Source organism: Citrobacter sp. KH_055_1, assembly GCF_057838705.1.
On sequence record NZ_CM174473.1, the window covers coordinates 2,532,811 to 2,559,207 of the forward strand.

23 protein-coding genes are annotated in these 26,397 nt (G+C 53.4%); 18 read left to right on the forward strand and 5 right to left on the reverse strand.

What is annotated here, in order from left to right:
• The first annotated feature begins 94 nt into the window (after positions 1 to 94).
• The 5 genes from AC3ITF_RS11820 (at position 95) to AC3ITF_RS11840 (ending at position 5,930) form a co-directional block, all read left to right on the forward strand.
• Positions 95 to 1,330, forward strand: coding sequence for an MFS transporter (locus AC3ITF_RS11820; RefSeq protein WP_117343014.1), 1,236 nt, complete (start codon positions 95 to 97; stop codon positions 1,328 to 1,330).
• 21 nt (positions 1,331 to 1,351) lie between these two features.
• A complete protein-coding gene (gene ydiB / locus AC3ITF_RS11825) occupies positions 1,352 to 2,218 on the forward strand; it encodes a quinate/shikimate dehydrogenase (RefSeq protein ID WP_115258641.1) in 867 nt (288 codons plus the stop codon).
• 35 nt (positions 2,219 to 2,253) lie between these two features.
• Positions 2,254 to 3,012 (forward strand): type I 3-dehydroquinate dehydratase, encoded by a 759-nt coding sequence (aroD, locus tag AC3ITF_RS11830; RefSeq protein ID WP_181517227.1) that lies wholly within the window; start codon positions 2,254 to 2,256, stop codon positions 3,010 to 3,012.
• A gap of 157 nt (positions 3,013 to 3,169) precedes the next feature.
• A complete protein-coding gene (locus tag AC3ITF_RS11835; protein WP_146716764.1) occupies positions 3,170 to 4,765 on the forward strand; it encodes an acyl CoA:acetate/3-ketoacid CoA transferase in 1,596 nt (531 codons plus the stop codon).
• 13 nt (positions 4,766 to 4,778) lie between these two features.
• The gene (locus tag AC3ITF_RS11840) at positions 4,779 to 5,930 is read left to right on the forward strand and encodes an acyl-CoA dehydrogenase (RefSeq protein WP_115258643.1); all 1,152 of its coding nucleotides are present in this window, start codon (positions 4,779 to 4,781) and stop codon (positions 5,928 to 5,930) included.
• 53 nt (positions 5,931 to 5,983) lie between these two features.
• Here the strand turns inward: AC3ITF_RS11840 and AC3ITF_RS11845 are convergent, their stop codons facing one another.
• Complete coding sequence (locus tag AC3ITF_RS11845; RefSeq protein WP_115258644.1) at positions 5,984 to 6,874, reverse strand: AraC family transcriptional regulator; 891 nt, start codon at positions 6,872 to 6,874, stop codon at positions 5,984 to 5,986.
• 507 nt (positions 6,875 to 7,381) lie between these two features.
• Between AC3ITF_RS11845 and AC3ITF_RS11850 the strand changes: the two genes are divergently transcribed.
• From AC3ITF_RS11850 to fadK, 5 genes are all read left to right on the forward strand, one after another.
• Positions 7,382 to 8,146, forward strand: a complete 765-nt coding sequence (locus AC3ITF_RS11850) for an electron transfer flavoprotein (protein WP_117343012.1) — start codon at positions 7,382 to 7,384, stop codon at positions 8,144 to 8,146.
• 21 nt (positions 8,147 to 8,167) lie between these two features.
• On the forward strand, positions 8,168 to 9,103 hold the full coding sequence (locus tag AC3ITF_RS11855; protein WP_489175681.1) for an electron transfer flavoprotein subunit alpha: 936 nt from the start codon (positions 8,168 to 8,170) through the stop codon (positions 9,101 to 9,103).
• Positions 9,104 to 9,162: 59 nt separating this feature from the next.
• Positions 9,163 to 10,452 (forward strand): FAD-dependent oxidoreductase, encoded by a 1,290-nt coding sequence (locus AC3ITF_RS11860; RefSeq protein WP_146716761.1) that lies wholly within the window; start codon positions 9,163 to 9,165, stop codon positions 10,450 to 10,452.
• The gene (locus AC3ITF_RS11865) at positions 10,449 to 10,742 is read left to right on the forward strand and encodes a ferredoxin family protein (protein ID WP_489175682.1); all 294 of its coding nucleotides are present in this window, start codon (positions 10,449 to 10,451) and stop codon (positions 10,740 to 10,742) included. The genes AC3ITF_RS11860 and AC3ITF_RS11865 overlap by 4 nt, the downstream gene beginning before the upstream one ends.
• A gap of 81 nt (positions 10,743 to 10,823) precedes the next feature.
• Positions 10,824 to 12,449, forward strand: a complete 1,626-nt coding sequence (gene fadK / locus AC3ITF_RS11870) for a medium-chain fatty-acid--CoA ligase (protein WP_146716760.1) — start codon at positions 10,824 to 10,826, stop codon at positions 12,447 to 12,449.
• 93 nt (positions 12,450 to 12,542) lie between these two features.
• On the opposite strand, the gene ppsA is transcribed toward fadK, so the two are convergent.
• A complete protein-coding gene (gene ppsA, locus AC3ITF_RS11875; RefSeq protein ID WP_117343008.1) occupies positions 12,543 to 14,921 on the reverse strand; it encodes a phosphoenolpyruvate synthase in 2,379 nt (792 codons plus the stop codon).
• Positions 14,922 to 15,250: 329 nt separating this feature from the next.
• Between ppsA and ppsR the strand changes: the two genes are divergently transcribed.
• From ppsR to AC3ITF_RS11915, 8 genes are all read left to right on the forward strand, one after another.
• Entirely contained in the window at positions 15,251 to 16,084 is an 834-nt protein-coding gene (gene ppsR / locus AC3ITF_RS11880; protein WP_096757238.1) for a posphoenolpyruvate synthetase regulatory kinase/phosphorylase PpsR, read from the forward strand.
• Between the two features lie 155 nt (positions 16,085 to 16,239).
• The gene (gene aroH, locus AC3ITF_RS11885; protein ID WP_096757239.1) at positions 16,240 to 17,286 is read left to right on the forward strand and encodes a 3-deoxy-7-phosphoheptulonate synthase AroH; all 1,047 of its coding nucleotides are present in this window, start codon (positions 16,240 to 16,242) and stop codon (positions 17,284 to 17,286) included.
• 178 nt (positions 17,287 to 17,464) lie between these two features.
• On the forward strand, positions 17,465 to 17,653 hold the full coding sequence (hemP, locus tag AC3ITF_RS11890; protein ID WP_115258651.1) for a hemin uptake protein HemP: 189 nt from the start codon (positions 17,465 to 17,467) through the stop codon (positions 17,651 to 17,653).
• A 75-nt stretch (positions 17,654 to 17,728) separates the two neighbouring features.
• Entirely contained in the window at positions 17,729 to 19,711 is a 1,983-nt protein-coding gene (locus AC3ITF_RS11895) for a TonB-dependent hemoglobin/transferrin/lactoferrin family receptor (protein ID WP_489175683.1), read from the forward strand.
• 46 nt (positions 19,712 to 19,757) lie between these two features.
• Positions 19,758 to 20,786, forward strand: a complete 1,029-nt coding sequence (locus AC3ITF_RS11900; RefSeq protein ID WP_489175684.1) for a hemin-degrading factor — start codon at positions 19,758 to 19,760, stop codon at positions 20,784 to 20,786.
• Complete coding sequence (locus tag AC3ITF_RS11905; protein ID WP_117343004.1) at positions 20,783 to 21,604, forward strand: heme/hemin ABC transporter substrate-binding protein; 822 nt, start codon at positions 20,783 to 20,785, stop codon at positions 21,602 to 21,604. Before AC3ITF_RS11900 ends, AC3ITF_RS11905 begins: the two co-directional genes overlap by 4 nt.
• Positions 21,604 to 22,596, forward strand: a complete 993-nt coding sequence (locus AC3ITF_RS11910) for a FecCD family ABC transporter permease (protein WP_489175685.1) — start codon at positions 21,604 to 21,606, stop codon at positions 22,594 to 22,596. The genes AC3ITF_RS11905 and AC3ITF_RS11910 overlap by 1 nt, the downstream gene beginning before the upstream one ends.
• Positions 22,589 to 23,368 (forward strand): heme ABC transporter ATP-binding protein, encoded by a 780-nt coding sequence (locus AC3ITF_RS11915; RefSeq protein WP_489175686.1) that lies wholly within the window; start codon positions 22,589 to 22,591, stop codon positions 23,366 to 23,368. Before AC3ITF_RS11910 ends, AC3ITF_RS11915 begins: the two co-directional genes overlap by 8 nt.
• On the opposite strand, the gene selO is transcribed toward AC3ITF_RS11915, so the two are convergent.
• The 3 genes from selO to AC3ITF_RS11930 all read right to left on the reverse strand — a co-directional run bounded on the left by selO (position 23,365) and on the right by AC3ITF_RS11930 (position 26,365).
• On the reverse strand, positions 23,365 to 24,807 hold the full coding sequence (selO, locus tag AC3ITF_RS11920; protein WP_137399248.1) for a protein adenylyltransferase SelO: 1,443 nt from the start codon (positions 24,805 to 24,807) through the stop codon (positions 23,365 to 23,367). The two genes, AC3ITF_RS11915 and selO, sit on opposite strands and share 4 nt — an antisense overlap.
• A gap of 61 nt (positions 24,808 to 24,868) precedes the next feature.
• On the reverse strand, positions 24,869 to 25,582 hold the full coding sequence (locus AC3ITF_RS11925) for an EAL domain-containing protein (RefSeq protein WP_174361058.1): 714 nt from the start codon (positions 25,580 to 25,582) through the stop codon (positions 24,869 to 24,871).
• A 318-nt stretch (positions 25,583 to 25,900) separates the two neighbouring features.
• A complete protein-coding gene (locus tag AC3ITF_RS11930) occupies positions 25,901 to 26,365 on the reverse strand; it encodes an NlpC/P60 family protein (protein ID WP_096757248.1) in 465 nt (154 codons plus the stop codon).
• Between the last annotated feature and the right edge of the window lie 32 nt (positions 26,366 to 26,397).

Below are 26,397 nucleotides of genomic sequence, written 5' to 3' on the forward strand. Positions count from 1 at the left end.
ATCCGTCACTCGGTATAGTAATGACATCATCATCGCAATCAATATTATTACGATGAAAACGAACCCTATTAAAATCTGCAAGGAGTTATGCGAAATGTCTCAGAGCAAGGCTTTTAATACGCCATTTCTTCTGGCAATAACCTGTATTTATCTCAGTTATTTCCTGCATGGCATTAGTGTCATTACGCTGGCACAAAACATGACTTCCCTGGCAGAGAAGTTTTCCACCGACAATGCGGGGATTGCCTATTTAATTTCCGGTATCGGATTGGGCCGTCTGGTCAGTATTTTATTCTTTGGCGTACTCTCCGATAAATTTGGTCGTCGGGCCATTATCCTGTTAGGCGTCATTCTTTATATGCTGTTCTTCTTCGGTATTCCCGCCAGCCCAAATCTGATGATTGCTTTTATTCTGGCGGTTTGTGTGGGCGTCGCCAACTCCGCGCTGGATACCGGTGGCTATCCGGCGTTAATGGAGTGCTTCCCCAAAGCGTCCGGTTCGGCGGTTATTCTGGTGAAGGCGATGGTGTCTTTTGGGCAGATGATCTACCCGCTCGTTGTCAGCACCATGTTATTGAATCATATCTGGTACGGCTATGCCGTCATTGTCCCGGGCATCCTGTTCGTGGTGATTACCTTAATGCTGCTCAAGAGTCGCTTCCCCAGCCAAGTGGTGGACGCAGGCGTGGCGAAAGATCTGCCGCAGATGAACAGTAAGCCGCTGGTGTGGCTGGAAGGTGTGGCATCAGTGATGTTCGGCGTGGCCGCATTTTCAACCTTTTACGTCATCGTGGTGTGGATGCCGAAATACGCCATGGCTTTTGCCGGGATGGCCGAAGCCGACGCGCTGAAAACCATCTCTTACTACAGTATGGGTTCCCTGGTCTGCGTGTTTATTTTTGCTGCACTGCTGAAGAAATTAGTCCGTCCGATCTGGGCCAACGTCTTTAACGCCGGGCTGGCAACGATTACAGCAGCGGTTATCTATTTGTACCCCTCGCCGCTGGTTTGTAACGCAGGCTCATTTCTCATCGGGTTCTCTGCCGCTGGCGGTATTTTACAACTGGGCGTCTCGGTGATGTCGGAGTTCTTCCCGAAGAGCAAAGCCAAAGTCACCAGCGTTTATATGATGATGGGCGGCGTTGCTAACTTCATTATCCCGCTGATCACCGGATACCTGTCTAACATCGGCCTGCAATACATTATTTTGCTCGATCTGGTCTTTGCCCTGCTGGCATTTATCACGGCCATTATCGTCTTTATCCGTTACTACCGCGTATTTGATATACCCAAAAACGATGTGCGGTTGGGCGAACGTTATTTTCAATAAAGAGTTCACAAGGAGTTAAAAATGGATGTTACTGCAAAATATGAACTGATTGGCCTGATGGCCTACCCCATCAGACACAGCCTGTCGCCAGAAATGCAAAATAAGGCGCTGGAAAAAGCCGGACTGCCGTTTACCTATATGGCATTTGAAGTCGATAACACAACCTTTGCGGGTGCCATTGAAGGGTTGAAAGCGTTAAAGATGCGCGGTACCGGCGTCTCGATGCCCAATAAACAGCTGGCGTGCGAATATGTCGATGAATTAACCCCAGCCGCTAAACTGGTCGGTGCCATCAATACCATCGTCAATGACAATGGCTATCTTCGTGGCTACAACACCGACGGCACCGGCCATATTCGCGCCATTAAGGAAAGCGGCTTCGATATAAAAGGCAAAACCATGGTACTGTTGGGCGCGGGCGGTGCATCGACCGCGATCGGCGCACAGGCCGCCATTGAGGGCATTAAAGAGATTAAACTGTTTAACCGTCAGGATGATTTCTTTAGCAAGGCGCTTGAGTTCGCCAAACGCGTGAATGAAAACACCGACTGTGTGGTGACCGTTATCGATCTGGCCGACCAACAGGCGTTCGCCGAGGCTCTGGCCAGTGCAGACATTTTGACCAACGGCACAAAAGTCGGCATGAAACCACTGGAAAACGAATCCATTGTTAGCGATGAATCGCTCCTACGCCCGGATCTGCTGGTAACCGAATGCGTCTACAATCCGCATATGACCAAGTTACTGCAGCAGGCGCAGCGTGCCGGTTGCAAAACCATTGATGGTTACGGCATGTTGTTATGGCAAGGTGCTGAGCAGTTCAAATTGTGGACCGGGAAAGATTTTCCGCTGGAATACGTTAAGCAGGTTATGGGGTTTGCCGCCTGACGGGCAACAATCTGTGAATTTTTAAAGGGTAATCAATGAAAACCGTAACCGTAAGAAACCTCGTGATTGGCGAGGGTGCGCCGAAGATCATTGTTTCGTTAATGGGTAAAGACATCGCCACGGTAAAAACCGAAGCGCTGGCCTACCGCGACGCGGACTTCGACATCCTGGAATGGCGTGTTGACCATTTTGCCGATGTCTCTTCCATTGACGCGGTGCTGGAAGCAGCCCGCACGATCCGCGACGTGATGAGCGATAAGCCGCTACTTTTCACCTTCCGCAGCGCCAAAGAAGGCGGTGAACAGGCGCTGTCTGTTGCAGACTATATTGCGCTTAACCGTGCGGCGGTGGATAGCGGGCTGGTGGATATGATCGATCTGGAGCTGTTCACCGGCGATGAACAGGTCAAAGCCACCGTCGAGCATGCGCACGCGAAGCAGGTCTTGGTGATTATGTCGAATCATGATTTCCACAAAACACCGGCGTCAGAAGAGATTATCCAGCGGCTGCGTAAAATGCAGGAACTGGGCGCAGATATCCCGAAAATTGCGCTGATGCCACAAAACAAGACGGATGTCCTGACGCTGCTTAGCGCTACGCTTGAGATGCAGGAGCACTACGCCGACCGCCCAATCATTACTATGTCGATGGCCAAAACCGGCGTAATTTCGCGACTGGCGGGTGAAGTTTTTGGTTCTGCGGCGACCTTTGGTGCGGTGAAAAAAGCCTCCGCGCCCGGGCAGATCTCGGTTTCCGATTTGCGCAGCGTACTGACCATTTTACATCAGGCTTAATAACAGAATATTTCTGTACTGTTTTAAATACCCCCCCCTGCCCTGTTATTCATATTATTTTGAATATCGGGCAGACGGTTAGTTATTTTTAAAATAAATAAATTTCTTTTATCGAATAAAACGATAGGCAGCCTCACGCCTGTAACCTGGAGTTTATATGAAACTTAACAGACCTGAACGTATTAACGGTCGGGTGCCGGTATTATCGGCAGCGGATGCAGTTGATTATATTCCTGATGAAGCCACGCTCTGCGTATTAGGCGCCGGCGGCGGTATTCTGGAGGCCACCACATTAATTAGCGCACTGGCCGAAAAATATAAAACCTGTCAAACTCCGCGTAATTTATCGCTAATTAGTCCGACGGGATTGGGCGATCGCGCCGACCGGGGTATTAGCCCGTTGGCACAAGAAGGATTGGTCAAATGGGCGCTATGCGGACATTGGGGGCAATCACCGCGCATTTCCGATTTAGCTGAACAAAATAAAATCGCCGCCTATAACTATCCTCAGGGCGTATTGACGCAAACGTTGCGTGCAGCCGCAGCCCACCAGCCGGGTATTCTGAGTGATATTGGGATCGGCACGTTTGTTGACCCCCGCCAGCAGGGCGGCAAGCTCAATGACGTAACCACCGACGATCTGATCAAACTGGTGGAGATAGACAACAAGGAGTACCTCTACTACAAGGCCATCGCGCCCACCATCGCCTTCATTCGCGCTACCACCTGTGACAGCGAAGGCTACGCCACGTTTGAGGATGAGGTGATGTACCTCGATGCACTGGTGATTGCCCAGGCCGTGCATAACCACGGCGGCATCGTCATGATGCAGGTACAAAAAATGGTCAAGAAAGCCACCTTACACCCCAAAGCGGTGCGGATCCCGGGCTATCTGGTGGACATCGTGGTGGTTGACCCTGATCAGACCCAACTGTATGGCGGGGCGCCGGTTAACCGTTTTATTTCCGGCGACTTTGTCCTTGATGACAGCCAGCAAATCGCCCTGCCGCTCAACCAGCGCAAACTGGTGGCCAGGCGCGCCCTGTTCGAAATGCGCAAAGGCGCGGTGGGTAACGTTGGGGTCGGTATCGCTGACGGTATTGGTCTGGTTGCTCGTGAAGAAGGCTGCGCCGACGACTTTATTCTGACGGTCGAAACCGGCCCAGTGGGAGGGATAACCTCGCAAGGCATTGCCTTCGGTGCCAACGTTAACACCCGTGCCATTATGGATATGACCACCCAGTTCGATTTCTACCACGGCGGCGGTCTGGATGTGTGCTATTTGAGTTTTGCTGAAGTGGACAGCCACGGCAACGTCGGCGTACATAAATTCAATGGCAAGATTATGGGCACCGGTGGATTTATCGATATTAGCGCCACTTCCAAGAAAATTATTTTCTGCGGCACACTCACTGCCGGAAGTCTGAAAACAGACGTCGCCGACGGCAAGCTGAATATTGTCCAGGAAGGTCGGGTGAAAAAATTCGTCAGTGAATTACCTGAAATAACCTTCAGTGGAAAAATTGCTCTCGAACGCGGATTAGAGGTGCGTTACATCACCGAACGTGCCGTCTTTACCTTAAAAGAGGATGGTCTCCATTTGGTAGAAATTGCCCCCGGTGTTTCTTTGCAAGACGATATTCTGGACAAAATGGATTTCACCCCGGTTATTTCTCCTGAGTTAAAACTGATGGACGAAAGATTATTTATCAATACCCCCATGGGTTTTGTCTTGCCCGACGCAGCCAATTAAAAGGAGTACCCTAATGGACTTTTCGTTAACTGAAGAACAAGAGCTGCTGCTTGCCAGCATTCGCGAACTGATCACCAGCCATTTTCCGGAAGAATATTTCCGCACTTGCGATCAGACCGCCACCTACCCAAAAGAGTTTATGCGCGCCCTTGCGGATAACGGTATTTCGATGCTGGGCGTGCCGGAAGAGTTCGGCGGCATACCGGCAGATTATGTCACCCAGATGCTGGCGCTGATGGAAGTGTCAAAATGCGGCGCTCCGGCATTTTTAATCACTAACGGGCAGTGTATTCACAGCATGCTCCGTTTTGGTTCCGCCGAGCAGTTACGCAAAACGGCGGAAAGCACCATGGAAACCGGTGATCCCGCATATGCGCTGGCGTTAACCGAACCGGGTGCCGGATCTGACAACAACAGTGCCACCACCAGCTACACGCGAAAAAACGGCAAAGTGTATCTCAACGGGCAAAAAACGTTCATTACCGGTGCTAAAGAGTACCCGTACATGCTGGTACTGGCCCGCGACCCGGAGCCAAAAGATCCGAAGAAAGCCTTTACGCTGTGGTGGGTCGATTCCAGTAAACCGGGTATTAAGGTGAACCCGTTGCACAAGATCGGCTGGCACATGTTAAGCACCTGCGAAGTCTACCTCGACGACGTTGAAGTTGACGAAAGCGATAGGGTTGGTGAAGAAGGCATGGGCTTCCTCAACGTAATGTACAACTTCGAAATGGAACGGCTGATCAACGCCGCACGCAGTACCGGCTTTGCCGAGTGTGCCTTCGAAGATGCCGCGCGTTATGCTAATCAACGAATTGCCTTCGGCAAGCCGATCGGCCACAACCAGATGATCCAGGAAAAACTGGCGTTAATGGCGGTTAAAATCGAAAACATGCGCAATATGGTGTTGAAGGTCGCCTGGCAGGCCGATCAGAAGCAATCACTGAGGACCAGCGCTGCGCTGGCAAAACTGTACTGCGCGCGTACGGCGATGGAAGTGATTGACGACGCGATTCAAATTATGGGAGGACTGGGGTATACCGATGAGGCTCGCGTGTCCCGCTTCTGGCGCGACGTACGCTGTGAGCGCATTGGCGGCGGCACGGATGAAATCATGATTTACGTTGCGGGCCGTCAGATCCTGAAAGATTACCAGAACAAGTAAGCGTTAATGGCCCGGTAGGCGTCAAACTTACCGGGCACGCAGAAAACCGCTAATTAGATCTCCGGCATCAGGCATTCCTGCTCAAGCAGATTGTTTTTAAATTGCTTGCGATACTCGCTGGGCGAGCAGCCTACGTGGCGCTGAAAGAGTTTGGCAAAGTGATCGACATTTTCATATCCCACTCGCCACGAAATTTCTGCCAGTGATGATTCGGTATTGGTCAGAGAAAATTTAGCCTCCGTCATTCGCCGCTGAATAACATAATTAATCGGTGAGATCCGATACTCTTTAGTAAATTCATGACAAATGTAACTAACGCTGGCGCGAAATTTTTTTGACAACTGTTCAAGTGTAATTTTTTCCCGAAAGTTGTTATTTAAATACACCAGCACATCTTTAATTAAGATATCTTTTTTAATATATCCCTGCTCCGAACGGTACGCATTTTTGAAATTTTCATAATACAGCACGGTTAACGCATAGGCGAAAGCTGCGTAAGCCGTCGAGGTCGGGTTATTTTTGCTTCGTGGCAGCATAATACTCAGTTCATTAAAAATACTTTTAATCACCTCCTTTCCCTGTCCGACGCTGATAACCGGGCACGAATGCGCCTGCAGCAGTTGGTTATCCTGCCAGCCGTTAAAGCGGAATCCTGCCAGTGCGCAAGTGTAGGTGGTAGCCGGTGCGCTGCTGTCAGACGCGACCGCATGCAGCCTGCCTTGCTCTATCACCACAATATCGCCGGCGTGGGCAACATACAGTGACGAGTCGATAATGAACCTGGCGACACCTTTTTTGACATAAATGAGCTCGGTTTCATTGTCATGGACATGGTGGCCTGACTCCCAGTTCGGATCGTCGCTGATGACGAAGCGTGAAAACACAGGGGTTTTCCCCTGCTCAAAAAGGGTTTCCATGGCATTATCAAAACATCGTTGATACATGACAACCTCCACCTTAAGACCGGATAATTTTGGATGAATAATAGCGATGAAATAAAGGGACTGAGCATGTTATACAACGTTATTTCACCCTGAAGAAACAAAATTATTGGGGCCTCCTGCAAGATGGTACGCATAGTCAACAGGCATTATCCGCACAGCTTATTAACGTTTTAAAATTAATAAAAAGCATAAATGTTATTATTTAGCCGTCAATTATTCACATAACAGAAACATAAATAATCATATGTTGATTAAAAACATGATGCATTTCGCAATTTTCACATCCTGCGCGTTTTTTCTGTTTATTGCCGCCCCCCATGACGTTTAATCAGCGCTTATCAGTAAAGCGTCCGGTCGACACTTTTTTTTGCAAGATTGTTGGAAACGAAAACAGATTGTCCCGTCGAAAATGCCCCTCACCTGCCGCACACTAATTTCAGTCAACTTTCCCTACTGCCGATAATGACGCTCCCCGTCATCATCTGAACATGATTCACCGGAGATGCCATGAAAATAGTCACCTGCTTTAAGTTGGTCCCTGAAGAACAGGACATTGTCGTTACCCCTGAGCGTTCGCTTAATTTCGACAGAGCCGAAGCCAAAATCAGCCAATTTGACTTAAACGCCATCGAAGCCGCAGCGCAACTGGCTGCAGAAAGTGACGAGATCGTCGCCTTAACGGTTGGCGGCTCGCTGTTGCAAAACTCCAAAGTGCGTAAAGACGTCTTGTCCCGCGGGCCGGACAGCCTGTTTATGGTCCAGGATGCGCAACTGGAACATGCACTGCCCAGAGATACCGCCCAGGCGCTGGCCTGCGCCGCAACAAAAATCGAATGTGACCTGATGTTATTCGGCGAAGGGTCGGGCGATATCTATGCACAGCAGGTGGGCTTGCTGGTAGGCGAACTCCTGCAGTTGCCCGTCGTCAACGCGGTGAGCAAGATTGAACGTCACGGTGAGCGGATTCTGGTCGAGCGCACGCTTGAGAACGAGATCGAAGTGCTTGAACTCCCGCTCCCCGCCGTGCTTTGCGTCACGTCAGATATCAACACGCCGCGCATTCCGTCAATGAAAGCCATTCTTGGCGCCGGGAAAAAAGCCGTCACCCCCTGGCAGGCCAGCGATATTGGCTGGACGCCTGTGCCGCCGTTAGCGGAACTGGTGGCAATAACGGTTCCGCCACAAACCGAGCGTAAACGCATCATTCTGGAAAATGATTCAGCGGACGCCATTGCTGAACTGGCCGACCACCTGAAAAAAGCCCTGAATTAAGCCCAACGGAGAGAAAACATTATGAGTAAATTAGCCAACGTCTGGGTATTTAGCGATAACGCTGAACGCTACGCAGAATTAATGACCGGCGCGCGTCAATGGGGTGAACAGGTCCATATCATTGTGCAAGGTAGCGAGCAGGCAAATCAGGTTCTGCCGCTGGGGGCCGATAGCATTATCGTGCTTGAGCAATCTTCCGGCTTACAGCGCATTGAAAACTATGCCGAAACCTTCACTTCGCTGCTGCAAGATCACAACGGTTTACTGCTGATGCCCGCCACCAAGCGCGCGAAATCCCTTGGCGCGCGTCTGAGCATTCAACTCAATGCGGCGATGGTGAATGACGCCACCTCGGTAAGTCTTGATACTGGCGCACTGTTCGTTGAACACCGCATGTATGGCGGTCTGGCATTCGGCAAAGAAAAGCTCAATAGCGCGCTGGCCATTATCACGCTTGCATCCGGCGTACTGGAGTCGAGCGAGGCCAACCCGGCACACACCTGCCCTGTTACCGCTGCGCCGTACATCCCCCCTCGCCATGAAATTATGTGTCAGGAGCGTCGCGCCAAACCCCTGAGCAGCGTGGATCTCAGCAAAGCCAAACGCGTGGTGGGCGTCGGCCGCGGTCTGGTGGCACAAGCCGATCTGGAGATGGTACATAAACTGGCGGCCGTGCTGGGCGCAGAGGTCGGTTGTTCCCGTCCGATTGCTGAAGGCGAAAACTGGATGGAGCGCGAACGCTACATTGGCGTTTCCGGCGTGTTGCTGAAATCTGACCTGTACCTGACGCTGGGCATCTCCGGACAAATCCAGCATATGGTCGGCGGTAATGGTGCAAAAGTCATCGTCGCCATCAACAAAGATAAAAAAGCGCCGATCTTTAATTATGCCGATTACGGCCTGGTGGGCGATATCTACAAAGTTGTGCCGGCCCTGATCGAACAGTTAAGCCGCTAACCCCCCCCTCATTTAATCCACATCTCCCGCTGCGCTCGCGGCGGGAAGGGAGCATAAGCATGTCAGATGAAAAATTTGATGCCATTGTGGTTGGTGCTGGCGTGGCGGGAGCGGTCGCTGGCTACGTAATGGCAAAAGCCGGACTGGACGTACTGGTCATCGAGCGCGGAAACCGTGCGGGCAGTAAGAACATGACCGGCGGGCGTCTCTATGCACACAGCCTTGAAAGCATCATGCCAGGATTTGCCGAGGAAGCGCCTGTCGAACGCAAAGTGACGCGCGAAAAAATCTCCTTTCTAACCGAAGAAAGCGCCGTCACGCTCGATTTTCATGGTGAAAAAAACACGGCCGCAACGCAGGATTCGTACACGGTTTTACGCAGCCGTTTTGACCCGTGGCTAATGGATAAAGCCGAACAGGCTGGCGCGCAGTTTATTCCAGGCGTACGCGTCGATGCATTACTCCGCGAAGGTAATAAGGTCACGGGCGTTCAGGCCGGTGACGATGTTCTGGAGGCTAACATCGTCATCCTCGCTGACGGCGTCAACTCCCTACTCGGTCGCTCGCTCGGCATGGTCCCGCCCGCTTCAGCACACCACTACGCCGTCGGCGTTAAAGAGTTGATTGGCTTGCCGCCCGCGGTCATTGCAGACCGTTTCAATCTTTCGGGCAACGACGGCGCAGCCTGGCTGTTTGCCGGTTCCCCGTCAAACGGCTTGATGGGCGGTGGTTTTCTGTACACCAATCAGGATTCAATTTCTCTGGGCCTGGTTTGTGGGCTGGGCGATATCGCCCACGCAACGAAGAGCGTTCCACAAATGCTGGAAGACTTTAAGCAGCATCCAACCATTCGTCCGCTGATTGCCGGGGGTGAACTGCTGGAATATTCGGCGCATATGGTGCCAGAAGGCGGCCTGGCAATGGTGCCTAAACTGGTCGATGACGGTGTGATGATCGTCGGCGATGCCGCCGGCTTCTGCCTGAATCTGGGGTATACAATCCGCGGTATGGATTTGGCCATTGCCTCCGCAGAGGCTGCGGCGAAAACGGCTATCGCGGCGAAAGAACGCCAGGATTTCTCCGCCAACAGCTTGATGGAATACAAGCGCTCCCTCGAGCAGGGTTGCGTCATGCATGAGTTACAGCATTTTCGCAAGATCCCGGCACTGATGGAAAACCCACGTCTGTTCACCCAGTACCCGCGCATGGTGGCGGATATCATGAGCGAAATATTCACCGTTGACGGACGTCCGACGCCCCCAATGCGCAAAAGGATCATGCCCCATGTAAAACGCATTGGGTTAATGAACTTACTGAAAGACGGCATTAAGGGAGCGACCGCGTTATGAACCAGGACAACACCGTGAACGTTGACGTCAAGCTGGGCGTCAATAAATTCAACGTTGATGAAGGACATCCGCACATTATTCTGGCCACCCACCCGGTTCTGAACGAGTTTCGCAAACTGCTCTATGCCTGCCCCGCCGGACTGTACAAGCAGGACGAGGCCGGAAATATCCATTTTGATTCCGCCGGATGTCTGGAGTGCGGAACCTGTCGGGTGCTGTGCGGCGAAACAATACTTGAACAATGGACGTACCCGCTCGGCACTTTTGGCATCGATTTTCGTTATGGATAACGGATATTGCCAGTTGCAGGCCGGATAAGGCCCAGTCGCCGTCCGGCAAGACGTATGCCGCAATCATCCAGGGACAAAGCAATGAGTGTCAGATTAACGTTTAACGCCGAGCGTCGTCATGCCTGGCGACAGCAAGGACTGTGGGGTGATGCCTCACTGGGCGATTACTGGAGCCAGACCGCCCGGGCCGTACCGGATAAAATTGCCGTGGTCGATAATCACGGCGATGCCTACACCTACGCCGCACTTGACCGCGCCGCCAGCAGCCTGGCCACCTGGTTTTTAGCCAGCGGCATTCAACCCGGCGATCGTGTGGCCTTCCAGTTGCCGGGCTGGTGTGAATTTACCGTGATTTATCTGGCTTGCCTGAAAACCGGTGCCGTTTCCGTACCGCTACTGCCTGCCTGGCGCGAAGCAGAGCTGGTATGGGTGCTAAACAAATGTAAGGCGAAGCTCTTCTTTGCGCCAACCCTGTTTAAACAGACTCGCCCGGTGGATCTGATCCTGCCCTTACAGAATCAGTTGCCGCACCTGCAACAAATTATTGCCGTGGATAAACTGGCCCCGGCAACTGCTTCGCTGGCGCTGAGCCAGCTTCTGACCTCCCCCCCGTTAACCCACACCGTTAGCGTACACGCCGACGCGTTAGCCGCCGTGCTGTTCACTTCCGGCACAGAGGGTATGCCAAAAGGAGTAATGCTGACCCATAACAATATTCTCGCCAGCGAACGCGCCTACTGCGCCCGCCTTAACCTCAACTGGCAGGATGTTTTTTTAATGCCTGCACCGCTGGGGCACGCCACCGGTTTTCTGCACGGTGTCACGGCCCCCTTTTTAATCGGCGCACGCAGCGTGCTGCTGGATATTTTTACCCCAACAGCCTGTCTTGAACTGCTGGAGCAACAGCGCTGTACCTGCGTCCTCGGCGCCACGCCCTTCGTCTATGACATGCTGTGCTGCGTGGAAAAACGGCCTTACGACCTCTCATCGTTACGCTTTTTCTTATGCGGGGGCACCACCATTCCGCAGAAAATTGCCCGCGAGTGTCAGCAGCGCGGCATTAAGTTGTTAAGTGTTTACGGCTCGACCGAAAGCTCACCGCATGCAGTGGTGAATCTCGATGATTCGCTTTCCCACATGATGCATACCGACGGCTACGCCGCTGCGGGCGTTGAAATTAAAGTGGTTGACGAGGCACGTAATACGCTGCCACCTGGCGTGGAAGGCGAAGAAGCCTCGCGCGGGCCGAACGTGTTTATGGGCTACCTTGATGAACCCGAAATGACTGCCAGAGCACTGGATCAAGACGGCTGGTACTACAGCGGTGACTTATGCCGCATGGACGAGGCGGGCTACATTAAGATTACCGGACGTAAGAAAGATATTATCGTGCGCGGTGGCGAAAATATCAGCAGCCGTGAGGTCGAGGACATTTTATTGCAGCATCCGCGTATTCACGATGCCTGCGTGGTGGCGATGCCGGACGAGCGTTTAGGGGAAAGGTCGTGCGCTTACGTGGTGCTTAAACCGCCACATCACTCGCTGTCGCTGGAATCGGTGGTGGCCTTCTTTAGCCGCAAGCGGGTAGCAAAATACAAATATCCAGAACATCTGGTGATTGTCGATAAATTACCGCGCACCGCCGCCGGTAAAATTCAGAAGTATCAACTTCGTCAGGATATTATTCAGCGCCTGAGCAAGGTATGAATGCCGGATGGCGACGCTCTCGCGCCTTATCCGGCCTACGAATAATGCTGACCGTAGGCCGATAAGGCATTTACGCCGCCATCCGGCAGGGTATTACTTGTTCAGTTCCGCCAGGCTCAGCCAGGTCTGTACGACGGTGTCCGGGTTCAGCGACAGACTGTCGATCCCCTCTTCCATCAGCCAGGCCGCGAAGTCTTCGTGGTCAGAGGGGCCCTGACCGCAAATACCCACGTATTTACCCTGTTTCTTGGCCGCGCGAATCGCCATCGACAGCAGCGCTTTCACCGCGTCGTTACGCTCATCAAACAGTTCAGACACCACGCCGGAATCACGGTCCAGACCCAGCGCCAGCTGCGTCATGTCGTTCGAGCCGATAGAGAAACCGTCGAAGTACTCAAGGAACTGCTCAGCCAACAAGGCGTTGGATGGGATCTCACACATCATGATAATCTTCAGCCCGTTTTCACCGCGCTTCAGACCCTGACGAGCCAGCTCTTCCACCACTGCCTTGGCCTGCGCCACGGTACGCACAAACGGCACCATCACTTCAACGTTAGTCAGTCCCATCTCGTTGCGCACACGTTTCACCGCGTCACATTCGAGTGCGAAGCAGTCGCGGAAGCTGTCTGCCACGTAACGGCCTGCCCCGCGGAAGCCCAGCATCGGGTTTTCTTCATGCGGCTCGTAACGCTCGCCGCCGACAAGGTTGGCATACTCGTTGGACTTAAAGTCTGACATCCGCACAATGACGCGTTTTGGATAGAACGCCGCACCCAGCGTCGCGATCCCTTCGGTCAGACGACCGACGTAGAATTCACGCGGCGAATCAAAACCTTTCATCATCCCGCGGATTTCGTTTTGCAGTTCCGGCGTCTGGTCATCAAATTCCAGCAGCGCGCGAGGATGCACGCCAATCATGCGGTTGATGATAAATTCCAGACGCGCCAGCCCAACACCTTCGTTTGGCAGGCAAGCGAAGTCGAATGCACGGTCCGGGTTACCGACGTTCATCATCACCTTCAACGGCAGGTCCGGCATCGTTTCGACGCTGGAACTCTTAACGCTAAAGTCGAGCATATCGGCATACACGTAGCCGGTGTCACCTTCGGCACAGGAGACGGTCACATTCTCGCCTTCGGTGATGCGATCGGTTGCATCACCACAGCCTACTACCGCCGGGATCCCCAGTTCACGGGCGATGATTGCCGCGTGACAGGTACGACCACCACGGTTGGTGACAATCGCCGCCGCTTTTTTCATGATCGGTTCCCAGTCCGGGTCGGTCATGTCAGTAACCAGCACGTCACCAGGTTCAATGCGGTTCATTTCGCTGATGTCATGAATGACTTTTACCGGACCCGCACCGATGCGATGGCCGATAGCACGGCCTTCAGCAATGATTTTGCCCTGCGCATGCAGCGTATAACGCTCCATCACCTGGCCGCGAGAACGAACGGTTTCCGGACGCGCCTGCACAATAAACAGCTTGCCGGTGTGACCGTCTTTCGCCCATTCAATGTCCATCGGACGACCGTAGTGCTTCTCGATTTGCACCGCCTGCTTCGCCAGTTCCTGCACTTCCTCGTTCGTCAGTGAGAAAATATCGCGCTGTTCCTGCGGCACATCTTCGATCGTCACCTGTTTGCCGTGTTCCTGGGTCGGCGCGTAGATCATGCGGATTTTTTTCGAACCCATGGTGCGACGTACGATAGCCGGACGGTTAGCCGCCAGGGTCGGTTTGTGCACATAGAATTCATCCGGGTTAACGGCACCCTGCACCACCATTTCGCCCAGGCCCCATGCGGAGGTGATAAACACCACCTGATCGAAGCCAGATTCTGTGTCGATAGAGAACATGACGCCCGAAGAGGCCAGGTCGGATCGCACCATCCGCTGAACGCCAGCAGAAAGCGCTACGCCGCGGTGGTCATAACCCTGGTGCACACGGTAAGAAATTGCACGGTCGTTAAACAGCGAAGCAAAGACGTGCTTGATGGCCACCAGCACGGCATCAAAGCCCTGGACGTTGAGGAACGTTTCCTGCTGACCGGCAAATGAAGCATCAGGCATATCTTCTGCGGTGGCGGAGGAGCGCACAGCAAAAGAGGCATGGGCATCGTCCGCGGAAAGCTGCGCGTAGGCATCACGGACGGCATTTTCCAGCTCAGGCTGGAAAGGAGTGTCGATAATCCACTGGCGGATCTGCGCCCCGGCTTTGGCAAGCTCGGTGACATCGTCGATATCCGTTTTATCCAGCAGTTCATAAATGCGCTGGTTTACACCGCTTTGCTCCAGAAACAGGTTAAACGCATCGGCGGTCGTTGCAAAACCATTCGGTACGGAAACACCCATACCTGAAAGGTTAGTAATCATTTCACCCAGGGAGGCATTTTTGCCTCCAACTCTGTCTACATCATTCATGCCGAGTTGGTTATACCAAAGCACCAGCGGTGACGAGCCATTGTTGGACATCGAACAATCCTTATATATGAACGAGGTTAGGAAACTCAATTTTGCGTAATTATCTTTGCATATTTACCGCGGCGAAAAAAACGGTGAATCGTTCAAGCAACTTTATTTTTTATTTTTTCAGATTGTTTCCGCATTTGCGCAAACCCGCGAGCGGCACGGGATCACCACAAAAACAGTCGGTCTAAACATTCGTTCCGAAAAATGAAATGTACTTTTCAGTAAATATAAAAATACCGTTTCATTTTATAAAATGGCGACAACAATATTCGCTTCTGACGCATTTTAATTTATGCTTTCAGAGAATTATATCTGCCCCCAGGATGAGCAAAATGGATAATGCTGTTGATCGTCACGTATTTTATATTTCTGATGGCACGGCCATCACCGCAGAGGTATTGGGCCACGCAGTGATGTCGCAATTTCCGGTTACGATCAGCAGTATTACGCTGCCGTTTGTTGAAAATGAGAGCCGCGCCCGCGCGGTGAAAGACCAGATTGACGCCATTTACCAGCAAACGGGCGTACGCCCGTTAGTGTTCTACTCCATTGTATTGCCGGAGATTCGCGCAATCATTTTGCAAAGCGAGGGCTTCTGTCAGGATATCGTCCAGGCGCTGGTCGCACCGCTGCAACATGAGATGAAACTCGACCCGACTCCAATCGCTCATCGCACGCACGGACTGAATCCCGGCAACCTCAATAAGTACGACGCACGCATTGCCGCCATTGATTACGCCCTCGCCCACGATGACGGTATTTCGTTGCGCAACCTCGATCAGGCGCAGGTTATTTTGCTCGGCGTCTCCCGCTGCGGTAAAACGCCAACCAGCCTGTATCTGGCGATGCAGTTTGGCATTCGGGCGGCGAACTACCCCTTTATTGCCGATGATATGGATAACCTGGTACTGCCCGCGTCGCTAAAACCGCTGCAACACAAACTTTTTGGTCTGACCATTGATCCGGAACGTCTGACGGCGATCCGCGAGGAGCGTAGAGAAAACAGTCGTTATGCCTCGCTGCGTCAGTGCCGCATGGAAGTAGCCGAAGTTGAAGCGTTATACCGTAAAAACAAGATCCCATGGCTCAACAGTACCAACTATTCGGTAGAAGAAATTGCCACCAAGATCCTCGATATTATGGGACTAAATCGCCGCATGTACTAGAATGCTAGTGCAATGGTTCATTTTTTGTTAGCATAAACTTTGGCTTGTGAGGTGTGACACGCCTCGCACTTGAAATCAGCAGGGATTGGTTTATCGTGATGCGCATCACTTCCCGGTAGTCCTGCCGTTGAAGCAATAAATTTCTGAGACACGTAATGAACCGAACTGATGAACTCCGTACTGCGCGTATTGACAATCTGGTCACTCCCGCTGAGCTGGCGCAACGGCATCCTGTGTCGTCCTCTGTCGCTCATCACGTGACGGATTCCCGACGCCGGATAGAAAAAATACTGAATGGCGAAGATCCTCGTTTGCTGGTGATCGTGGGTCCCTGCTCGATTCACGACCTCGATGCGGCCCTGGAGTACGCCACGCGCTTGCAGACGCTGCGCACCCAACACCAGGCACGCCTGGAAATCGTGATGCGGACCTATTTTGAAAAACCGCGCACCGTCGTCGGCTGGAAAGGCTTAATTTCCGACCCGGACCTGAACGGCAGCTACCGCGTTAACCACGGCATTGAGCTGGCGCGTAAACTCCTGCTACAGGTCAACGAGCTGGGGGTCCCTACGGCCACCGAATTCCTCGATATGGTCACCGGCCAGTTTATTGCCGATCTGATCAGCTGGGGCGCTATCGGCGCACGTACTACCGAAAGCCAGATCCACCGTGAAATGGCCTCTGCGCTGTCCTGCCCGGTTGGGTTTAAAAACGGGACGGATGGTAATACGCGTATCGCCGTCGATGCGATTCGCGCTTCCCGCGCCAGCCATATGTTCCTCTCACCGGATAAAACCGGTCAGATGACCATCTATCAGACCAGCGGCAACCCGTACGGGCATATCATCATGCGCGGTGGTAAAAAGCCGAATTACTTTGCAGAAGATATTGCCGCCGCCTGCGATACGCTGCATGAATTTTCGCTGCCGGAGCATCTGGTCGTCGATTTCAGCCACGGCAATTGCCAGAAGCAGCATCGCCGCCAGCTGGAAGTGTGTGATGACGTCTGTCAGCAAATTCGCAATGGCTCAACGGCCATTGCCGGGATTATGGCAGAAAGTTTCCTGCGCGAAGGGACACAAAAAATCGTCAGCGGTCAGCCGCTGGTCTACGGTCAGTCCATAACCGATCCCTGCCTGAATTGGGAAGATACCGAACTGCTGGTCGAAAAACTCGCGGCTGCGGTGGATAGCCGCTTCTAACTTTTTCGCCGGGTAGCATATGTTACCCGGTGACAATCCCTTGTTTTCCTCCTGTTTTTTCCTCTTTTTTGCTCAAAAATCGCTCTCGTCACAATTTTTTCACAAAAAGGCTTGCCGCAAATTTTTACTTTGATGATAATGATTATCATTGTTACATTGATTGTTATTTTTAAACACTATGTCACGTATGGATAACACAACGGCAACGCCTGCAAAAAAGAAGACACCACCCCCTACCCCCGTCGCTGAGCGTCGAATTGACAGCAAAAGCCTACTGGGCAATGAGGGACGTGTGATCATTGAGCATGACGGGCAGCATTACCTGCTGCGCCAGACCCATGCCGGAAAACTAATTTTAACGAAATAACCCCACACATTTCGCCAGCCACCCAGGTTATCCCCAGGCAGCCAGCGCTTTTCGAGTTTCTAATGGAGAGTTGCTATGCCTTACCTGCACACCGCGAGGATGCGCCCATCGCTGCTGGCGCTGGCGATCGTCTGCAGTCTTCCTGGCGCCGCCTACGCGGCGGTTGAAGACATGACCGTTACCGCGACCGGCAATGCTCGCAGCGCCTTTGAAGCACCGATGATGGTCAGCGTCATCGACGCGACGGCCCCGGAAAATCAAACCGCCAGCTCCGCCGCAGACCTGCTGCGCAGGGTCCCCGGCCTGACTCTTGACGGCACCGGTCGCACCAACGGCCAGGACGTCAATCTGCGCGGCTACGACCGACGCGGCGTGCTGGTACTGGTTGATGGCGTCCGTCAAGGCACTGACACCGGACACCTCAACAGCACCTTCCTCGATCCTGCCCTCATCAAGCGTATTGAAGTGGTGCGCGGCCCGTCCGCGCTGCTGTACGGCAGCGGCGCGCTGGGCGGCGTCATTGCCTATGAGACGGTGAATGCCAGCGATCTACTGGGTGCGGGAAAAAACAGCGGGTATCGCGTGTTCGGTACCGCTGCCACGGGGGATCACAGCCTCGGGATGGGTGCCAGCACGTATGGCCGCACCGATACGCTGGACGGACTGCTGTCCTGGTCCAGCCGTGACCGGGGTGACCTCCGTCAGAGTAACGGCACCACCGCGCCGAACAACGAAGCGATTAATAATTTGCTGGCGAAAGGCAGCTGGAAAATTGACAACGCCCAGACGTTGGCCGGCTCACTGCGCTATTACAACAACGACGCACGGGAACCTAAAAACCCGCAGGCCAGTGACGCGGACAGCAGCAATCCAATGACCGACCGTTCGACAATCCAGCGCGATGCCCAACTGACCTACTCGGTAGCCCCGGCGGATAATAACTGGCTGAATGCCGATGCGCGCATTTACTGGTCTGAAGCGCGCATTAACGCACAAAACCCGGATGCCACCGGCGAGTTTCGTAAGCAAACCACCACAGGTGGGAAGATTGACAACCGTACGCGCCTGTTTAGCGACACCTTTGCCGCGCATCTGCTGACATATGGCGGCGAGTACTATCGTCAGGAGCAAAAACCAGCGGGAGCCACTACCGGTTTCCCACAGGCGAAAATTGATTTCAGCTCCGGCTGGCTACAGGACGAAATCACCCTGCGTGACCTGCCGGTGACCTTGCTGGGCGGCACGCGTTATGACTCTTACCGCGGTAGCAGCGACGGTTACGCGGACGTCGATGCCGATAAATGGTCGTCCCGCGCAGGAATGACCGTAACCCCAACCGACTGGCTGATGCTATTTGGATCTTACGCCCAGGCCTTCAGAGCGCCAACCATGGGCGAAATGTACAACGATGCGAAACACTTCTCCATCGGTCGCTTCTACACCAACTACTGGGTACCTAATCCGAATCTGCGCCCGGAAACCAACGAAACGCAGGAGTATGGTTTTGGTCTGCGCTTTGACGATTTGCTGCTGGCGAACGATGCCCTTGAATTTAAAGCCAGCTATTTTGACACGAAAGCGAAAGACTATATCTCCACCCGCGTCGATTTCGCCGCCGCAACGACGATGTCCTACAACGTTGCTAACGCCAAAATCTGGGGCTGGGACGTGATGACAACTTATTCCACCGATCTGTTCAGCCTGGATCTGGCCTATAACCGCACGCGCGGCAAAGACACCGACACCGGTGAATATATTTCCAGCATTAACCCGGACACCGTCACCAGCAAGCTAAACGTGCCTGTCGCGCACAGCGGTTTCTCAGTTGGCTGGCTCGGTACCTTTGCCGACCGTTCAACCCATATCAGCAACAGCTACACTAAACAGCCCGGCTATGCGGTCAACGACTTCTATGTCAGCTACCAGGGGCAGCAGGCGCTGAAAGGCATGACCACCACGCTGGTGCTGGGTAACGCCTTTGACAAAGCGTACTGGTCGCCGCAGGGCATTCCACAAGATGGACGCAACGGCAAAATTTTCGTGAGTTATCAGTGGTAATCACTTTGCCCCGGACACCGGGGCAGCAATCGGAAAGGAAGAGGCAATGAATTACTACACCCGCTGGCTGGAACTGAAAAAAGAACATCCTGGCAAATACGCCCGTGACATCGCAGGTCTGCTGCATATCAGCGAAGCTGAACTGACCTTTGCGCGCGTTGGTCATGACGCCTGGCGCCTGCGCGGCGAGGTGCGCGAGATCCTCAGTGCACTGGAGGCCGTGGGCGAAACCAAATGCATTTGTCGCAATGAATACGCGGTGCATGAAGTTATTGGCGCGTTTACGAATCAACACCTGAACGGCCATGCTGGGCTCATTCTGAATCCGCGCGCCCTCGATCTGCGCCTATTCTTGAATCAATGGGCCAGCGCATTTCACATCAGCGAGAACACCGCTCACGGCGAGCGCCAGAGCATCCAGTTTTTCGATAGTCAGGGCGACGCGTTGCTAAAGGTCTACACCACGCAGCATACCGATATTGCTGCCTGGGGCTCGCTGCTGACCCGTTTCATCTTTGCGGAAAACCCACCGCTGATGCTGCAAACACTCGAAACCGCCGTTTCTGGCGTTAACGCAGACGCTACGGCGGTAGATGCAGAGTGGCGCACCATGACCGATGTGCACCAGTTTTTTGGCCTGCTGAAACGCCACAACCTAACCCGTCAGCAGGCCTTTCGCCTGGTGGGTGACGATCTGGCCTGCAAAGTGGCGAACAGTGCGGTGGCCCAATTGCTGGAAACTGCACGTCAGGATGGCAACGAAATTATGGTATTTGTCGGCAACCGCGGCTGCGTGCAGATTTTTACCGGCGTGGTAGAAAAATTGGTGCCAATGAAAGGCTGGCTGAATATTTTCAACCCGACCTTTACGCTGCATCTGCTGGAAGAGACCGTCGCCGAGACGTGGGTCACGCGTAAGCCGACCGCTGACGGTCACGTCACCAGCCTGGAACTGTTTGCAGCAGACGGTACGCAAATCGCCCAACTGTATGGGCAACGTACGGAAGGCGAGCCAGAACAGAAGCAATGGCGTACGCAAATCGACGCGTTAGCATCGAAAGGGCTGGCCGCATGAAGATACTGTGGGTCCTGATGGCGTTTCTGCCGCTGACGGCTCAGGCCGCGCCCGAAGAGAAAGTGGTCGCCCTCGGCGGTGACGTGACAGAGATTGTCTTTGCGCTGGGCGCGCAGTCATCCCTTGTGGCGCGGGATAGCACCAGCCAGTGGCCGGCGGCGGCAACGGCATTGCCGGACGTGGGCTATTTACGTCAGCTCAATGCCGAAGGGATCCTGGCCACCCGCCCTACGCTGGTTTTGGCCAGCGCACAGGCGCAGCCCTCATTGGCGCTTGAACAGCTCAAGCAAAGTCAGGTCAACGTTGTTACGGTGCCGGCAGGTAATGCGCTTAGCGTGATTGATGAGAAAGTCCGGGTGATTGCACAGGCAACCCATCGTCAGGCTCAAGGCGAGGCGCTACGCCAAACCCTACGCCAGGCGCTGGCTGAACTGCCCTCCTCGGAACTCAACAAACGCGTGCTGTTCATTCTCAATCACGGCGGAATGACCGCCATGGCGGCCGGACAGCAAACCGGAGCCGATGCAGCCATTCGTGCCGCAGGTTTGCGCAACGCTATGCAAGGGTTTACCCGTTACCAACCCTTGTCTCAAGAAGGAGTGATTGCCAGTCAGCCCGATCTGGTGGTGATTTCCCAAGACGGCGTCAACGCGATGGGGGGTGAAGATAATCTGTGGACGCTGCCGGGACTGGCGCAAACGCCCGCTGGTCGTAATAAGCAGGTGTTGCAGATTGACGATATGGCATTGCTGGGTTTTAGCGTGCGTACGCCGCAGGCCATCCAGCAACTGCGTGCCAAAGCGGAGCAATTGCCCTGATGCCCTGGCGTATCACCTGCTCTTTGTGGATGCTGGCCGCTACGCTGGTCGTGATGACGATTGTGGCCACCGGTTTTGGCGCATTGCGTCTGCCGGTAAGCCTTTTCTGGCGCGAGGGAGATGGCGCGCTGCGTCAAATCTGGCTCACTATTCGACTGCCGCGCGTGCTGCTGGCGCTGGTGATTGGCGGTTCACTGGCGCTGGCGGGCTGTGTGATGCAGGGGTTGTTTCACAATCCACTTGCCGATCCGGGCCTGTTGGGGATCAGTAGCGGAGCCGCCTGCGCCGTCGCATTGTGGGTAGTATTACCGGTCACCTTACCGGCGCTGCTGATGCTGTATGCCCCGATGCTGGCGGCGTTTCTCGGCGCACTCGCCGCCACCGGAGTGATTTTTATCCTCAGTCAACAGCGCGACGGTTCGCTTTCACGCCTGTTGCTGGTGGGTATTGCCATCAATGCATTGTGCGGAGCTGCGGTCGGCGTGTTGTCGTGGGTCAGCAATGATGCGCAACTGCGCCAGTTGTCGCTGTGGGGGATGGGCAGTCTGGGAACAGCGCAGTGGTCAACACTGTTGGCGGTCACTTCGCTGATGCTGCCCACGGTGCTTTTCATCTGGCGTTTAGCCCCGACGCTGAATCTGCTGCAGCTCGGAGAGGAAGACGCGCACTATCTTGGCGTGGATGTCCGTCGGGTGCAGTGCATTTTACTGCTATGCAGCGCACTGTTAGTAGCCGCAGCCGTCGCGGTCTGCGGCGTAATTGGTTTTATCGGTTTGGTTATCCCTCATTTGATGCGCATGTGGCTTGGTAGCGATCATCGGGCGGTGATCCCAGGCTCTGTATTGGCGGGGGCATGTTTACTGTTGATCGCCGACACCCTCGCGCGAACAGCGGTTTCGCCCGCTGAGATGCCGGTGGGTCTGTTGACCAGTATTCTCGGTGCGCCGTGGTTTTTGTGGCTTATTTTTCGTCAGCGAGGTCCGCATGGCTGAACATTTCATCGCCGAAAATCTGCACTATCAAGTGGTGGATCGTTCGGTGATTCGCGACGTGTCACTGACGCTGACAAAGGGTGAACTGGTGGCGTTAATCGGCCCAAATGGTGCGGGGAAGTCCACGCTGCTGCGCCTGCTGACCGGCTTTCTGACGCCGACAGCCGGGCGCTGCTTACTGAACGGAAAACCGCTGAATGACTGGCGTATACAGTGTCTGTCTCGCCATCGCGCAGTCATGCGGCAACAAACACAGATAGGCTTTGACTGGCAGGTCGAAGCCGTGATCGCCATGGGGCGAGCGCCCTGGACCCAACGACCAGAACCGGCGCTTATTGCTCAGGTGATGGCGATGACCGGATGTACACCGCTAGCTGGCAGGCACTACGCCACGCTTTCCGGCGGCGAGCAGCAACGAGTACAGCTTGCCCGTGCGCTGGCGCAGTTGTGGTGCGACGGCGCGCCGCGCGGCTGGCTATTCCTTGATGAACCTACTTCAGCGTTAGATCTCTACCACCAGCAGCAGCTGTTACGTTTGTTAACGTCGCTAACGGCTACGGGGGAGTTACACGTATGCGTAGTCCTTCACGATCTCAATCTTGCCGCGCTGTGGGCCGACAAAATTATCTTGCTCCATGACGGACATATTGTCTCTCAGGGGACGCCAGAAGCCGTATTACAGGCCAATGAGCTGATGCGCTGGTACGGTGCCCAGCTTCACATTGGCCTGCACCCGGCTAACGCCTCGCCGCAGGTTTTTCTCGCCCGTTAGCTTGAACAACTGACTTCCAGCCGCTTACCCCAGTCTGGCGGACGGCTGACATAGTCATCATCCCTGTCGGCATACGGCGTGCGCAACGCAATGTGTAAGCGATGCAGTTCAGCGTAATCCCCCTGCTCTGCCTGGCTAATTGCCCGCTGCGCCAGCCAGTTGCGTAACACCATTGCCGGGTTGGCAGCTTTCATTTGCGCCTGTCTTACTTCGTCCGCCACGTTATCCTGTTGCAAACGTGAACGATAGCGCGCAAACCAGTCATCAAATACTGCGCGGTCGATAAACTCATCGCGCAACGGCGAAGACGCACTATGTTGCTCCGTCTGACTCAGCATACGAAACGTTCGCGTAAAATCGCTTCTTTCCCGTGCCATCAGGCTAAACAGTTCGCTGAGCAATTCGTTATCGTTTTTTTGCTCGCTAAAGAAGCCCAACTTTTGTCGCATCCGCTGCCCATAACGGGTCAGCAGCGCCAGTTGATAGTTATCCAGCGCGTCATTGAGTGCGTCGGCCGCAATAAACGGCGACAGGGTTTGCGCCAGCCGCTGCAAATTCCACAGCGCGGCAGCCGGTTGATTATCGAAACTGTATCGCCCCTGGTGATCCGAATGATTACAGATAAAATCAGGCACATAGTCATCCAGAAAACCGAAGGGACCGTAGTCCATCGTCAGCCCCAGAATCGACATGTTGTCGGTGTTCATCACCCCGTGCGCAAACCCTACCGTCTGCCAGTCGGCAATTAAGGTCGCGGTGCGCGTGACCACGTCCTGAAACCACCGTTGATATTTATCCGCCTCGTCCTGCCAGTGCGGCCAATAATAGCGAATCGCAAAATCGGCCAGTTGACGTACTTTTTCCGGTTCACGACGATAGTAGAAGTGTTCAAAGTGACCAAAGCGCATATGACTTTGCGCTACGCGAATCAGCATCGCCCCGGCTTCTACCGTTTCGCGGTAGACCGGCGTGTCGCTGGTGACCACCGACAGCGCTCGCGTCGTGGGGATCCCGAGATAATGCATGGCTTCGCTGGCCAGACTTTCGCGGATCGTCGAACGCAGTACCGCACGCCCGTCTCCCATGCGCGAATATGGCGTAAGTCCCGCGCCTTTCAGATGCCAGTCAAGCGTCGAGCCATCGGCGAGCAGCTGTTCGCCCAGCAGGATCCCGCGTCCGTCACCCAACTGCCCTGCCCAAACACCAAACTGATGTCCGCTATAGACCTGCGCCAACGGCGACATGCCGGGAAGCAGCGTTTCACCGCCGCAAACGCCTGCGTTATTTTCACTATTAAACAACGTAGCCGGGATCCCTGATTGCTCAGCAAGCATATCGTTATGCCAAATTACGCGCGCATTTTTCAGGGGAGTAGGCGAAAGTGCTGTATAGGTTGCTGGCAATTCATCACGCCAGCGGGTGGTAAAAGACAGGGTCATAGGGCCTCCTGCCTCTAGTGTAGACTGTTAACGAACGGTTAAACACCGGCAAATGCAAGGGTTATCCTTGCATCAATGAGGTTATCTGCGCGGGTAAGACAGCTGGCCATAGCGCACCCTGCATGGCGCTGAATCCCAGGGGCAATACCCGTTCGAGCATCTCCTGCGTATCAATGCCGCTGATGATTATTGATTCGCAGTCTGGGGATATTTGTGCCTGAATGGCGCGCATAAAAGGCTCAAACGAATTTTGCGTAATACGTTGTTGAATAAAGTGTTTATCCAGTACGACACGTTTGAACAGGCCATCAAAAATTGCACGCGTGGATATGCCTGGCGCGCCGAAGTTAGTCAAGACTAATGAAAATCGCGCCGCTAATGCCGCCAGTATTGGATTTTCTTTACCCTTGTTTAACTCGGGAAAACTTTCATTAATGGTTAATTCAATAAATGAAAATCGTTCAATACGCGAAGCATATTCTGCATCTAATAATAAAGTATTAGCGACTGCTGGAGTTAAATTAAGCCACGCAGAAATGTTGCGTTGAATAAAAAAATGTTGGCATGTTTCGATTAATTCGAGTTTTTCGCTAAATAAACGACGCTGCTCATCGTCCGACATCCGAGGTATGACCAACCCTGATGGCATATGCACTACGCCGTCAGGACTAACAAAATGGGTGATGATGTCTACGTATTTAAGATCGCCTCCTGCACTTCTCGCAGGAAGAAAAGAGAACTCAGAATGATAAAGATTATCCAGTGAAACTATCATTGTGCCAGCCCCGCTGCATGGGTGTAATCCGGCATCCTGTAGCAAAGGATGGAAAAATACGTCACATCAGATGCAAATTGAGGCTCTTTCATTTTTCCCTTTTTAGCCAGTAAATCGAATCCTTTTTTTTAGCTTATCCTGATTATAAGCTAATATCCAGCTTTGTACTTTTTAATAACTCGGCATAAATCATATTTTTAGCAAAATACTCTCTTAATGCACAGGGTTATTGTCAGTGCAGCAGCAGAAGTGAAAGTTGACTTTAAATGGCGATGATGGAGCTGCTTCATACATGACCAGCCCCATCACCCGGGAGATTTAAATACGTCGCGCCTGCCAGAAATTTTTACGCCAGTAGACATTATCAAGCGAGGAGCGCATCACGCCACGACTGGTGGAGGCATGAATAAATTGATTATTGGTATCGTAAATACCGACGTGTAGCCCGCTTTCACCCGATCCGGTTTTAAAGAAAACCAGATCGCCTGGTAGCAATTCATCTTTATCAATTTCGGTACCAATCTTTGACTGCGTGCGCGTATCGCGCGGTAATTGCAGGTCGAATTTATCGCGCATCGTCATCAGTACAAAGCCAGAACAATCCACGCCGCTCCGGCTCATGCCGCCATAACGATAAGGTGTACCACGCCAGTGCTGTAACTGGTCGTTAAGACCGGCAATCACGGCGATAGAGTCCGATAACCGGGCATTGGGTGCGGGAGCGCGATGGCTACTGCACCCTGCCAAAAACAAAGCTGTGATAAAAAGAAGCCAAAAACGCATGCAGGACGAATCCTCTATTTTTTATTCTTGCG